The sequence below is a fragment of the Crystallibacter permensis genome, from assembly GCF_025960875.1.
Lineage (GTDB): Bacteria > Actinomycetota > Actinomycetes > Actinomycetales > Micrococcaceae > Crystallibacter > Crystallibacter permensis.
The window spans coordinates 201773-213722 of the sequence record NZ_JAODLR010000003.1 but is presented as its reverse complement, the minus strand read 5'-3'; the positions used below and the strand labels follow the sequence as shown (position 1 = coordinate 213722).

The window sequence follows — 11950 nt, the reverse complement described above, 5'->3', positions numbered from 1 at the left end:
AAGGCCGTCCGCCGACGGTCGCACAGCTCAGGACATGCCTGCGGGACTGGTTCCCAGCGGGCATGTCCTGTCTATATTCTGGCTGGAGGCAGTGCACCGGGCTGTGAGGTGAATCTATGTCCTGGGTTGCGATCGGCCAGCTGGCCGCACTTCTGGCCGTCTTCTACTTCCCTGGATACATGGTCCTGCGCGGGCTACGGCTCAACCATCTGAGGGCCTTGGTCGTGGCTCCCGGGGTCTCAGGGTCCCTCGTAGCTGCCGGAACCTTGCTGTGCCGGATCACCGGTATCCGCTGGGGCCCGTCGATGCTCCTTGCCGTCAGCTTGCTGGCTGCCGTTCTCGCTGCCTGCCTCTACCTGCTGATCCGGCCAAAGCGGATGCCGCCTGAGCCAGGGCATCCGGGGCCAACGAAGCTCCTCATAGCCGGCTCGCTGATTGCTGCGGCTGTACTCAACGGGTGGACCATGCTCGACGCGATGAACAACGTCGATAGAGTCAACCAAGCCTGGGATCCCAGCTTTCATGTGAACGCCCTCCGCTGGATCAAAGAAAACGGGCAGGCATCGCCTTGGGATATCAATCCCATCTACAGCCAGGGAACAGGCTCTTTCTATCCCGCCGGCTGGCACGCGCTGGTGGCACTGCCACCGGGTGACGTCGTTACCTCAGCGAACCTGGCCACGCTCATCGTGGCGTGCGTCGTGTGGCCGACTTCGCTGACGTACCTGGCTGTGGCCCTCTTCCCACAACGAAGGCTGACATGGGTGCTGACGCCGGCCGTGGCCGCCGGCGTCATTGCGTTTCCCATCATTCAGCAGAGCCGCAGTGCACAATGGCCAAATGCCTTGGCGGTGGCCTTGGTGCCGGCAATCCTCGCTCTGGGGATCGAGCTCGCTGCTAGTCTGCACCAGCAGCACACAGACCCACCCGAGGATGTTCGGCCCACGCGTCCGGACGGGCGAAACAAGACCGTGAAATCACTAGTGCTCGTGCTAGCGACGGCGGGTGCGGCCTGGATTCATCCCAGTGCCATTTTCGCCCTGATCGCGTTGGGCGGCATCTACGTGCTGCGGTACATCGTCCTGATGTGCAGGGCCAGCTGGTTGCAGGACCGGCGGCACGGACTTCTCTGGGTTGCTTTCTGGGCTCTTTCTACAGGTAGCGCAGTCTGGTTGATCAGCACCTCCCCCATTGTGGCGGGCATGGCGGATAACACTGCCGTCACAGCATCGTTCCCGGACGCCGCCGAGCGCCTGTTTTTTGATCTTCCCAGGTCCCCTGATAACGAGCGGATCCAGCTGAGTGACTACAACTTCTGGATCGGCCCGCTGGTTATCCTCGGCGCCTTCTGTGCACAGCGGCGGAAAAGAAGCTGGCCTGCTGCCGTTGGCCTTGGCATAACCGTTGTTCTCTACCTGGCCGCCCTTCATCCTGCCAGACTGCTCTCGTGGATGACCGGCCTTTGGTACCACGACGCCGTCCGTATCGCTGCCGTCTCCGCCGTCGTCGCCTGCGTCTTTGCCGCTTATGCCCTCGATCAAATTTTCACGGCGCTGATACGGTATGTGCCGGTCAAGGGAAGACGTGCGGCCGTGGCTGCCATCGTAGCCGCAACCGCCTGCACTGTAGTGGCATCCGGCGCCTTCCGCTATGACACGCGCCAGGAAGCGGCAGCGCCTCACTATGACGTTGAGTCGGATGAGTTCGGGCGGAGCATACTGTCAGGCGAGCAAGACTTCATCGAGTCGTTGGCCGACGTCCTGCCGGCGGACGCAACCGTCATCGGGGACCCGTTCAACGGATCGACGTTCATTTACGCGCTCACTGGACGACATGTCGTCTACTCCCAGTACGGGTTTGCAGACCGCACCGCGGACGAGAAGTTCCTGCGGACACGCTTCCGGGACATCCATCGCGATCCGGAGGTGTGTGCCGCTTTGAGGCGCACCGGTGCAGAGTACGTGTACTTAGGCGGTGCCGAACGGGCGCGGCAGTTCAACCCCTACCTTCAGTGGCCCGGCTTTTATGACGTGGACGTTTCCCAAGGATTTGAGTTGTTGGCAGCTGCCGAACACGCTGCGCTGTATAAAATCACCGCGTGCAACCGCAGGAGCATGAAGCAACACATCGGCTTCCGGCACATAACTTCTTGACGTGCCATAATCCGGTCATGGACCTCAGCAACCACCGCTACCGCATATCGCTCGCCTGGACCGGCAACCGTGGCGAAGGCACTTCGTCATACCGGAGCTATGGACGTGACCACGTCATCACCGCGCCGGGGCTTCCGGATCTCGCCGGCACCGCCGACCCGACCTTCCATGGGGACAAAGACCGGTGGAATCCGGAGCAACTCCTGCTCACCGCACTGTCCCAGTGCCACATGCTCTCCTACCTGCATCTCGCGGTGAAACACGGCATGGTAGTGACCGAATACACGGACGACGCCGAGGGCACCTTGCGCCTGAACCGGGACGGCAGCGGCGAATTTACTTCCGCAACGCTCCGACCGCGCGTCACTGTTGCGGACCCGGCCCATAACGAACTGGCGCAGAAGCTGCACCACGACGCGAACCAAGTGTGCTTCATTGCCCGCAGCGTCAATTTCCCGGTATTGCACGAACCCGTCACGGTGAACTGACCCCGCGTCGGCGGCGGGCCAGGTCGCTCAATATGGTGAACCCGGCGCGCCAGGCCGTGAGGTTTACCGCGGCCAGTTCACGGGCCTCCACCATCGACCCGGCGATCTGCTCGAATCCATGCTCGGTCACGAAGAGCCTGGTGCCGGTGCCCTCCGGCTCCAGCCGGAAGGTCACCACGGTGCTGGCACCCAACTGTGGTTCCGTCTCAGGTTGCGCGGCATAGCGGTACTGGAAAAGTCCGTATGGCTGGACCTGCAGTACCTTTCCGAGGAAACGGCCATGTTCGCGCCACCTGTGTTCGATCCGGCCGCCGTTAACCGCTTCGCAGACCGCACCGTCGAACGCGTACCAGCGCCGGATGGCGTCGGGATCGGTCAGCAGGCTCCAAACGCTCTCGGGCGGTGCATCGATGACCAGGTCATGTTCGATGCTGATGTCCTCATGCATGATTGAGCCCTCCTGATCTTCGCAACAACTCCCGCTGCCACCAGCCTAAGTCCTCTCCACCGCCCCGGATCCGGAGCCCCGGGGAATTAGCTGCAACGGGCCAATGTTGGAGACAATGGGACCCGACACCAACGAACAGGCTGCCAATAGTTATGACTGACAAAGATCTTCCCTCTGCCCCGCTGCCGGAGGCTTCCCCTGTGGCCACGGACGGCGGTGCAGCCGCCATCCCCCTGCAGTCGCGGTTCGGCCAGCCCATCGCGACGCTGCAGCCGGCGGCACGGGCTGCCAACGCGTTCCAACAGCCGGAGTACACGGACAACTTCTACGACGCCGTGGGCGGACATGCGACCTTCGTGAAGCTGGTCGACGTTTTCTACGAGGGCATCGCCGAGGACGAAGTGCTCCGGCAGATGTACCCGGAGGAGGACCTGGGACCGGCGGCAGAACGGATGCGGATGTTCCTCGAGCAGTACTGGGGCGGCCCCGGCACCTACAGCGAGCAGCGCGGCCACCCCCGGCTTCGGATGCGCCACCAGCCGTTCAAGGTGGATTTCGATGCCCGCGACCGCTGGCTTTCCCACATGCGCAAGGCCGTGGACTCGCTCGAGCTGCCGCCACTGTACGAACAGACCCTATGGGACTACTTCGAGCGGGCCGCCCACTCGATGGTCAACAGCGCCTAGCTTTCCTGGCTGGCATTCCCGCCGCTGAGTGCAACGTCTAAAGGGACGCACCGCTGCGGACCAGCACGTGGCCGCGGGCGGTGGACAGCCGCAACCAGCGGCCACTGCGGAACAGTGCTGCCGGTTGATCATCAAGGAAGCCTAGTGTCAGCGCCGCGAATGCCGCACCGGCCGGCAATGCCACGCTGACCGACGGCAATGACCTGCCCCATACGGCGCTGCGCGCATTATTGACAATCAGCTGGCCCGGTTGCGCCGGCACGGCTGCGGCAACTTCACGGATTCCGGTTTCGGCGGCAGCCCGCAGATCCGCGGACGCGATCTGCTCCACCGGCTCCCAGCCCGAGCGCGGCGGCAGTACGCCGGTCCAGGATTCCTTGACCTGCATCGGTGGCAGCGGCAGGACCACATCGTTCTGGGCCATCCGTGCCAGCCGGTCGGCCATCGACGCCAGCGATACGGTCATTTCGGCCTGTGCCGGAAGGCCCAGCGCCATCGTCCGCAGTCCCAGGATGGTCGGCGTTGCTTCCCCCAGCAAACGTGGCCTCATGAGGCAGACGTAGGCGGCGAGGACAGCGCCGGAGACCTGCAGGTGCACGGCGCCGTCGTCGGCAGCGCGTGCACGGGTGACGAACGTGCGCAGGTCCGCCGTCACCTGCGGGTCGGCCAGGCTCAGCATGATAGTTTCATCCACGGAATCAAGCACCTGCACTTTGCGAAGCACGACGGCGGAAGGGGACTTCCGGTCCCCGGTACCGTTCCAGCGCTTTACGGTACAGCTCCGGCAGTGGAACCGGCCGGCCGGATTCGCGGTTGACGAGTACCATCGCGGTCTCCCCAACGGCGTACGTTGCCGAGCCATCCTCTTCGGAAACCTTATAGCCCAGGGCGAAGCTGGAGCCGCCCACCTCCGTCACCCAGACGCTGACCCACACCGGCTCCGGCCGGAACAGCAGCGGCGCGAGGTATTCGATCTCCTGCCTGCCCACCAAGGTGAAGTTCCCCGCTCCGGCCAGATCGCTCACGGACAGCTGTCCGCCGTCGTCCGTTGTCTGCCCTGACGGGCTGCTGTGCAACCGGACGCGTGCTGTCTCCAGGTAACTCAGAAAGGTCACGTTGTTCACGTGACCGTAGGAATCGATGTCGCTGAAACGGAGCTGCAAAGGGAACCGGGACACATTAGGCATGAAGCCATCCTCTCAAGCCACAGCCACGCCGCGCGAACCGGCGAAGGTAGTTGAGCCGGAGGCCGGTGCAAACTAGTCTCGGAAGGGTTCCATTACTCTCGGGTAACGCCGGCAAGGAGATTCCATGACTGCCTCTGACGAGCGCATTGAGCCCACCGCGGCCTTGCTGCAACTGCTGGACCTCTCTGACGCGGACGGCGCCAATACCGATGAGGACATTTTCGTCGGAATTTCGGAGCCGCAGCCTCACGGGCGGGTTTTCGGCGGGCAGGTCCTGGCGCAGTCGATCCTTGCCGCCGTCCGCACCGTGGACGAGGACAGGCAGATCCATTCCATGCACGGCTATTTCCTCCGCCCCGGGGACGCCAACGCGCCTATCACCTTCGGCGTGCAGAAGCTCCGCGACGGGCGGTCCTTTTCTGCCAGGCGCACCCACGCCTACCAGAACGGCGTGCCCATCCTGTCCATGATCGCTTCTTTCCAGGTTCCGTCCGACGGGGTGGACCATCACGAGCCCTTTCCGGAGGGCATTCCCGACCCGGAGTCCTTGCCGAGCACAGCCGATCTCCTTGGTGAATTCGAACATCCGATCGCGCAACAGTGGGCGTACGAACGGCCCTTCGATATCCGTCATGTGCAGAGCCCTTTGTACATGAGGGCTGAAGGCGAACGTGAACCGACTAACGCGGTCTGGATGAAATCCAAGGGCCCGCTTCCCGACGATCTGAATCTGCATCGTGCGGCGTTGGCGTATGCCAGCGATTACACCCTGCTTGAACCGATCTTGCGTCGCCACGGCATTGCGTGGATCAGCCCCGGCATCAAGTTTGCGAGTCTGGATCACGCCATGTGGTGGCACCGGCCGTTCCGGGCGGATGAGTGGCTGCTCTATGTCCAGAATTCGCCGAGCGCGTCCGGTGCACGTGGCCTGGGCGTGGGCCGGGTCTTCAGCCGTGCCGGTGAGCTCGTGGCCACGGTGGCCCAGGAAGGCATGATGCGCATTCCCGTCGAAGCCGTGGACGCATAAGGGCGGTATGACCGATGAAAAGGGTCCGTCCGGCTGCCTGGCAGCCGGACGGACCCTTTTATTCAGTTGTGCGACATCTTCAGTTGCATCGTGTCCCCGTTGTACCGCGTCAGCAGCCGGGCGATGCTCGATTTAGTCGCGGGTGAGCCGGCGGTGTGTGACACGGTGCGGCTTGGCGGCGTCCGGACCGAGTCGCTCGATCTTGTTCTGCTCGTAGGCCTCGAAGTTACCTTCAAACCAGTACCAGTTCGCCGGATTGTCCTCGGTGCCTTCGTAGGACAGGATGTGGGTGGCCACCCGGTCGAGGAACCAACGGTCGTGCGAAATGACCACGGCGCAGCCGGCGAATTCGAGCAAGGCGTTCTCCAGGCTGGACAGCGTCTCCACGTCGAGGTCGTTAGTGGGCTCATCAAGGAGCAGCAGGTTGCCGCCCTGCTTGAGGGTCAGCGCCAGGTTCAACCGGTTACGCTCACCACCTGAGAGCACGCCGGCCTTCTTCTGCTGGTCCGGGCCCTTGAAGCCGAAGGCGGACACGTAGGCGCGCGAGGGCATCTCCACCTGGCCGACCTGGATGAAGTCCAGTCCGTCGGATACGACTTCCCACAGCGACTTGTTCGGGTCGATTCCCCCGCGGCTCTGGTCCACGTAGGAAATCCTGACGGAGTCGCCAATCTTCAAGTCGCCGCCGTCGAGCTCCTCGAGGCCCACGATGGTCTTGAACAGCGTGGTCTTGCCAACGCCGTTAGGGCCGATGACGCCGACAATACCGTTGCGAGGCAGGGAGAAGGACAGTCCGTCGATCAGCGGGCGGTCGTCGAAGCCCTTCTGCAGATTCTTGCCTTCAACGACAAGCTGGCCGAGGCGGGGGCCCGGCGGGATCTGGATCTCTTCGAAGTCAAGCTTCCGGGTGCGGTCCGCTTCGGCTGCCATTTCCTCATAGCGGGCCAGACGTGCCTTGGACTTGGTCTGGCGTCCCTTGGCGTTGGAGCGGACCCATTCCAGCTCGTCCGACAGACGCCTGGCGAGCTTGGCGTCCTTCTTGCCTTGGACTTCGAGGCGGGCGCGCTTCTTCTCCAGATAGGTGGAGTAGTTGCCTTCGTAGGGGTAGAGGTGGCCCCGGTCCACTTCGGCGATCCATTCGGCCACATGGTCAAGAAAGTACCGGTCGTGAGTCACGGCCAGCACCGCACCGGCGTAGGACTTCAGGTGCTGTTCGAGCCAGAGCACGCTCTCGGCGTCGAGGTGGTTAGTGGGCTCGTCAAGGAGCAGCAGGTCAGGCTTCTGGAGGAGCAGCTTGCACAGCGCAACACGGCGGCGCTCACCGCCGGAAAGTACCGTGACGTCGGAGTCGCCGGGTGGGCAGCGCAGGGCATCCATGGCCTGTTCGAGCTGGGAATCGATGTCCCATGCGTCAGCGGCGTCGATAGCCTCCTGCAGCTTGCCCATCTCGTCGAGCAGCTTGTCGTAGTCTGCATCTGGACTGGCCATTTCTTCGGAGATCTCGTTGAAGCGCTGGATCTTGCCGTAAATTTCGCCGACGCCTTCCTGGACGTTGCCCAGGACGGTCTTCTCTTCGTTCAGTGGCGGCTCCTGCAGCAGGATTCCCACTGAGTAGCCGGGGCTGAGCCGGGCCTCACCATTGGACGGTGTGTCCAGACCAGCCATGATTTTCAGGATGGTGGACTTACCGGCGCCATTCGGACCGACAACGCCGATTTTGGCTCCGGGATAGAAGGACATGCTCACGTCATCGAGGATGACCTTGTCACCAACGGCCTTGCGGGCCTTGGTCATTGTGTAAATAAATTCCGCCATGCCCATAAGGCTAGTGGGTGGCGGGTCAGAACTCACATTTGAGGGCGCCGTCTGCCATGGTCCACGGCCGCCGTTCGCGCGCAGTTAGACGCTGCAGCCGCTGCGATCAGGAGCCGTTGCCGACAAAGCAGTTCCCGCCGGGCAGAACCGGCAGCACTGACATCGCCACCTCGCCTTCGCGGACCTGCCCGATGATGCATTGCTCATCTACCGGTGCCGCGGCCTCGATCGCGTCGACCGCCAGGCCTGTAGGAGTGATATCGGCCGAGACCTCGATGTCGTCCTCAGCGAATCCGGCCGCGGTCATCGCCTTGAGCATCTGCGACTCATTCGGCCGGGGCGAGGAAGCGGCGAGTTTCTCCAGCTGGTCGCGCACATGCCTTTCGGCTACCTCTACGGCCGACGCTTCCGCCGTCTGGACTGCAGGTTCAGCGGTTTCAGTTGTGGCTGGCACAGCCTCGACGGCCGACACATCGCCGCTTTCCGGTGAAGCGGCGGCACCCGATCCGACAGCCGAGCATCCGACCAACGCGAAGCCGGCTGCAAATAACCACGCGGCGCCAGCAAAGCGCGCTTGAACTGAACGTCCCTGTCGGTGCAGATTTTTCACGCTGTCATTCTGTCACGCCCCGGCTCTGGCTCTTCTATCCCGCCATCCGCAGTCCGTTCTCATCGTGATCATCAATCAAAATCGAGTTGTCATCGTTGAACTCAGGAACTGCCTCCGCTGAAGTATTCGTTCCCCAGTCATATACCTCTCCTGTGCCGGCGTTGACGCCAGCCGGGGACCCCTGTTCCGCACCGGGGAGGGGGCTCGCTGAGAGCTGCTGGGTTTGCGGCTCCTGCCTCGATGGAATACTCCGAACGAAATTCGCTGTTCCCCAGAACAAGTCATGGCCGAGCGACTCCGCGTCGATCTCGCAGGCCGTCCCCTGCCGCCCGTCGTCGCTGGCCCATTGGCGGAGCCGCAGCTTGCCAGTAACGATGACATGTTGGCCCTTCCTCAGGCTTGATCCGATGTTCTCGGCCAACTTCCGATAGCACTGCACCGTGTACCAGTTGGTTTGACCGTCTACCCATTCCTGGGTTTCGCGGTCGAATCGCCGCTCTTTGGAAGCTAGCCGGAAGTCAGCACAGGCGGTCCCACCCTTGGTCGTTCCAGCCTTGATATCGGTTCCTATGATTCCCCGGACAGTAATGATGTCGGTCATGATCCTGTTCCTCCTCGCGATGTCGGCGGAGTTGCCGACACCCCCAGTCTGCAAATGCCTCCTGCACGAAAGAAGAAGTTGCCCGAAATATGTGGAGAGTCCGACGATGCTTGCTTCTGTGCAGGGCGAGTGGTGCTTTCCAAGAATGGTTGGCGAGGGGGACTTTTGGCTGCACAGGGCGTGCCTTTGACAGTAGAAGCGTAATAAGAGGGCGTTTAAGCTAAACTCTTCCAGTCGCCCCCGTAGCTCAATGGATAGAGCAACGGCCTTCTAATCCGTAGGTTGCGCGTTCGAGTCGCGCCGGGGGCACCTCTCCATTGTTCAAGGCTTCGGCTTCGGTGCTCGGGCCGCTCCGAAAATAGGATTACGGCAGTCTGCAGGGCCGCGCTTTTCAGATCTGCTCGACTCGTCAGCGTGTATCCTGATCTGTCGACGGGAACTTGGCGCCTTAACCCCCATTGCACGAGGAAGGCTAAAGGCGGCACTTTTTCATATCTGTGGCCGCATCCGACGCACCGCAGCATCCTGTTACAGTCGGGCCGCATGTCTCCATAAGCTCCCGGTCCCGGGCATATGTAGCGCACCTCCAATGATCTACGACGTAGTGGACACTGCACAAGGTTGCTCTTCTTTGAACCAGCGAGCGACCGTGCTGAAGGCCGCAAGCTTGGCGACAGGTGCCTTGACGAACATCGGTGTCCGTGCGTACTTCAACAGGCCCACGCCGAGTGATGGATCCCAAACGGTGGACGACTATTGTGACGCGAATACCTGGATGCTCCTGATCTACACATCCCGTGTGGCTACTCACTCGCGCCCCAGTACCGCTGCCAGGGGCAAATTCCGTTCCACCACCTCAGCGTCGATCTTGACGACAACGACAATCTGCTGGTCGCATAGGTTGAAGCCTGCCTATAAGCCGACCATTTAGCGCAGAAGTCCGCCCCCCTGTATCCAGCTAAGGTGCATCTATGGACCGTGTCGCCCATTTCACTGTAAATACGCTCGCCCTCAAGCGCGGCGGGTTGGTCAAGGCAGTAAGGACTCGCGCCAATTTACTAGCTGATTCTGGTGCCCTCGGTGGCGTGTACATTGAAGTGCTTGCCTTCCAACCCAGGCTGGAAGCTGACGTCGCGCAGCTTAAGGCCGACGGCCATCTGCACCCTGCAGTAAAAGTACGCAGTCTCCTATACTCGCTGGACGAGGGTAAAGAGACTGTCATCCGGCCAAAAAAGCACGCCTGGGACGATCCCAGCCTCGTTCGCCTTCCCACAAACACCAGCGGCAGATCATTCCGATACTTCCGCGATGGCTTGCTAATATTGGCGGCAAAATTCAGCGCAGACGGTTCCCAACCGGAACATGTGGATTACTTCGACGAACAACGCCAAATCGTCAAGCGTGAAGAAATGGACGGCACCGGCCGGGTTGTGAGAGTTTTGCATTTTCCTACCAGGGCAGACTCAGTGACTGTTCAACGCTACATCGGGAGGGACGGCGAGTGTTTCTTGACTATCTGGCAGACGCCGGGGAGCAAGGATTGGGGTCGGGCGTTCTTGTTCGGAACGACGCCAATCGCGTTCGCAAATATGGGCGAACTCTATAAGCACGCACTCGAACGCGCCCTTGGGAACGAGGAATGCGCCGCCATCTGTTCAGAATTCAGAGACAATCTGGACAATCTGAGGAGCCAAAACCTAGACGACGTGCTGCGGAGCGTCCGCCATCCTAACCTGCGGAAAATTGCGATGGTCCATAGCAACCACCTGCAACCGCCTTATGTACGTGGAGCAGGGATTAGCCGCAATTGGAGACGACTTTTTGAAAATTTGGATGCGTTCGACTCCTTAGTAGTCCTGACCAACGCTCAGCGTGAGGATATTGCAGCGGAATTCGGACAAAGGGAAATGATCGATGTTGTTCCTCATGTGGCTCACGCCCCCAGTCAGCTCGATAGCCCTGTTGACCCAAATCGGGTAATCGTTGTTGCTCGCACACATCCGAAAAAAAGAGTTGACGAAGCAATCAGGGCCTTCCGGCGCATTCTCGACGAGAAACCGGACGCCGTTCTCGAGATTTTCGGATTCGGTTACGGGACTGAAGACGATGCAGAAATAGAGCGGCTTATTGAGGATTTAGCGTTACGGCCCCATGTCAGCTTCGTTCCTTTCACCAACGAAGCCGAGGAAATCTACAGCAGAGCCTGCGTTATGTTGATGACATCCGCATCAGAAGGGTTCGGCATGGTTCTCTTAGAAAGTATGTCCTTCGGAGTTCCAGTTGTGGCTTACGATTCCAATTATGGACCACGCGATGTCGTCGTTGATGGACGCAATGGTTACCTCGTGAAATTTGAACACCATGAAGAACTTGCACAGCGTGCTCTTGAGATCATGGGAGACATGGAGCTTCGCCAGCGCCTCGGCATCGAGGCGCGCCGCTCGGTGGAGCGTTTCGGCCGCGAAGCATTTATCTCAAACTGGACAAGGGTCTTAGCGGGTCCTGCACGGACAGCTTCGAGGCAAGACACCTGCTCCAAACCAGAAATTTCCAGCGCGCGATGGCACGACAACGTTCTCGTTATCCAACCAATTGCGGGCGTTCCCGACTCTAGCCGGCTGATTGTGAAAGCAAGAGGCGGACAAACTCCAGTTGAGGTTCCGATGACGGATCGGGCTTGGCATGTGGTGCTCCCCCGCAAAGGCCCTTCTGTCATCTACGATTTTTATGTTGCTTATCCTGAGATCTCGGCGCCCAAAAGGCTCCTGTTTGGGACACCGGTGGTTGTCCAGTGCGCACCGTGGAAGATCTACGCGACTGCTCACGGCTCGTTCTCGGTCAAAGACAACCGGAGGAAGTACGGTTCATTGGGGAACATCGTCCGGACCTTAAGGGGCAGGCGTTCCTAATCGGCGGAGGCAGTGCCAACAAGTGG

General features: G+C 61.0%; 11 protein-coding genes and 1 tRNA gene. 6 read left to right on the top strand and 6 right to left on the bottom strand.

Annotation, left to right across the window (positions count from 1 at the left end; translation table 11 throughout):
• The first annotated feature begins 116 nt into the window (after positions 1 to 116).
• Positions 117 to 2153, top strand: a complete 2037-nt coding sequence (locus B0G38_RS05115; RefSeq protein ID WP_319801223.1) for a DUF6541 family protein — start codon at positions 117 to 119, stop codon at positions 2151 to 2153.
• 17 nt (positions 2154 to 2170) lie between these two features.
• Positions 2171 to 2641: an OsmC family protein gene (locus tag B0G38_RS05110; protein WP_264668436.1), complete on the top strand. Its 471-nt coding sequence runs from the start codon at positions 2171 to 2173 to the stop codon at positions 2639 to 2641.
• Here B0G38_RS05110 and B0G38_RS05105 read toward each other — a convergent pair.
• On the bottom strand, positions 2628 to 3089 hold the full coding sequence (locus tag B0G38_RS05105) for an SRPBCC domain-containing protein (protein ID WP_264668435.1): 462 nt from the start codon (positions 3087 to 3089) through the stop codon (positions 2628 to 2630). The genes B0G38_RS05110 and B0G38_RS05105 overlap by 14 nt on opposite strands.
• A 257-nt stretch (positions 3090 to 3346) precedes the next feature.
• Here B0G38_RS05105 and B0G38_RS05100 point away from each other — a divergent pair, with 257 nt between their 5' ends.
• Positions 3347 to 3775: a globin gene (locus tag B0G38_RS05100; RefSeq protein ID WP_319801225.1), complete on the top strand. Its 429-nt coding sequence runs from the start codon at positions 3347 to 3349 to the stop codon at positions 3773 to 3775.
• A gap of 37 nt (positions 3776 to 3812) precedes the next feature.
• On the opposite strand, the gene B0G38_RS05095 is transcribed toward B0G38_RS05100, so the two are convergent.
• Both B0G38_RS05095 and B0G38_RS05090 read right to left on the bottom strand, forming a co-directional pair.
• Positions 3813 to 4454 (bottom strand): hypothetical protein, encoded by a 642-nt coding sequence (locus tag B0G38_RS05095; protein ID WP_264668558.1) that lies wholly within the window; start codon positions 4452 to 4454, stop codon positions 3813 to 3815.
• 19 nt (positions 4455 to 4473) lie between these two features.
• Positions 4474 to 4962 carry an acyl-CoA thioesterase gene (locus tag B0G38_RS05090; RefSeq protein WP_264668434.1) on the bottom strand — a complete coding sequence of 163 codons (489 nt, stop codon included), beginning with the start codon at positions 4960 to 4962 and terminating at the stop codon, positions 4474 to 4476.
• A gap of 124 nt (positions 4963 to 5086) precedes the next feature.
• Here B0G38_RS05090 and B0G38_RS05085 point away from each other — a divergent pair, with 124 nt between their 5' ends.
• Positions 5087 to 5989 carry an acyl-CoA thioesterase gene (locus B0G38_RS05085; protein ID WP_264668433.1) on the top strand — a complete coding sequence of 301 codons (903 nt, stop codon included), beginning with the start codon at positions 5087 to 5089 and terminating at the stop codon, positions 5987 to 5989.
• 132 nt (positions 5990 to 6121) lie between these two features.
• On the opposite strand, the gene ettA is transcribed toward B0G38_RS05085, so the two are convergent.
• From ettA to B0G38_RS05070, 3 genes are all read right to left on the bottom strand, one after another.
• Positions 6122 to 7804, bottom strand: coding sequence for an energy-dependent translational throttle protein EttA (gene ettA / locus B0G38_RS05080; protein ID WP_169996694.1), 1683 nt, complete (start codon positions 7802 to 7804; stop codon positions 6122 to 6124).
• Positions 7805 to 7910: 106 nt separating this feature from the next.
• Positions 7911 to 8258, bottom strand: a complete 348-nt coding sequence (locus tag B0G38_RS05075; RefSeq protein WP_264668432.1) for a DUF6993 domain-containing protein — start codon at positions 8256 to 8258, stop codon at positions 7911 to 7913.
• Positions 8259 to 8448: 190 nt separating this feature from the next.
• Positions 8449 to 9015, bottom strand: a complete 567-nt coding sequence (locus B0G38_RS05070; RefSeq protein WP_264668431.1) for a single-stranded DNA-binding protein — start codon at positions 9013 to 9015, stop codon at positions 8449 to 8451.
• A 236-nt stretch (positions 9016 to 9251) separates the two neighbouring features.
• Here B0G38_RS05070 and B0G38_RS05065 point away from each other — a divergent pair.
• Together B0G38_RS05065 and B0G38_RS05060 are read left to right on the top strand one after the other, a co-directional pair.
• Positions 9252 to 9324, top strand: a tRNA-Arg gene (locus B0G38_RS05065).
• Positions 9325 to 9986: 662 nt separating this feature from the next.
• Complete coding sequence (locus tag B0G38_RS05060; protein WP_264668430.1) at positions 9987 to 11924, top strand: glycosyltransferase; 1938 nt, start codon at positions 9987 to 9989, stop codon at positions 11922 to 11924.
• The last annotated feature ends 26 nt before the right edge of the window (positions 11925 to 11950 follow it).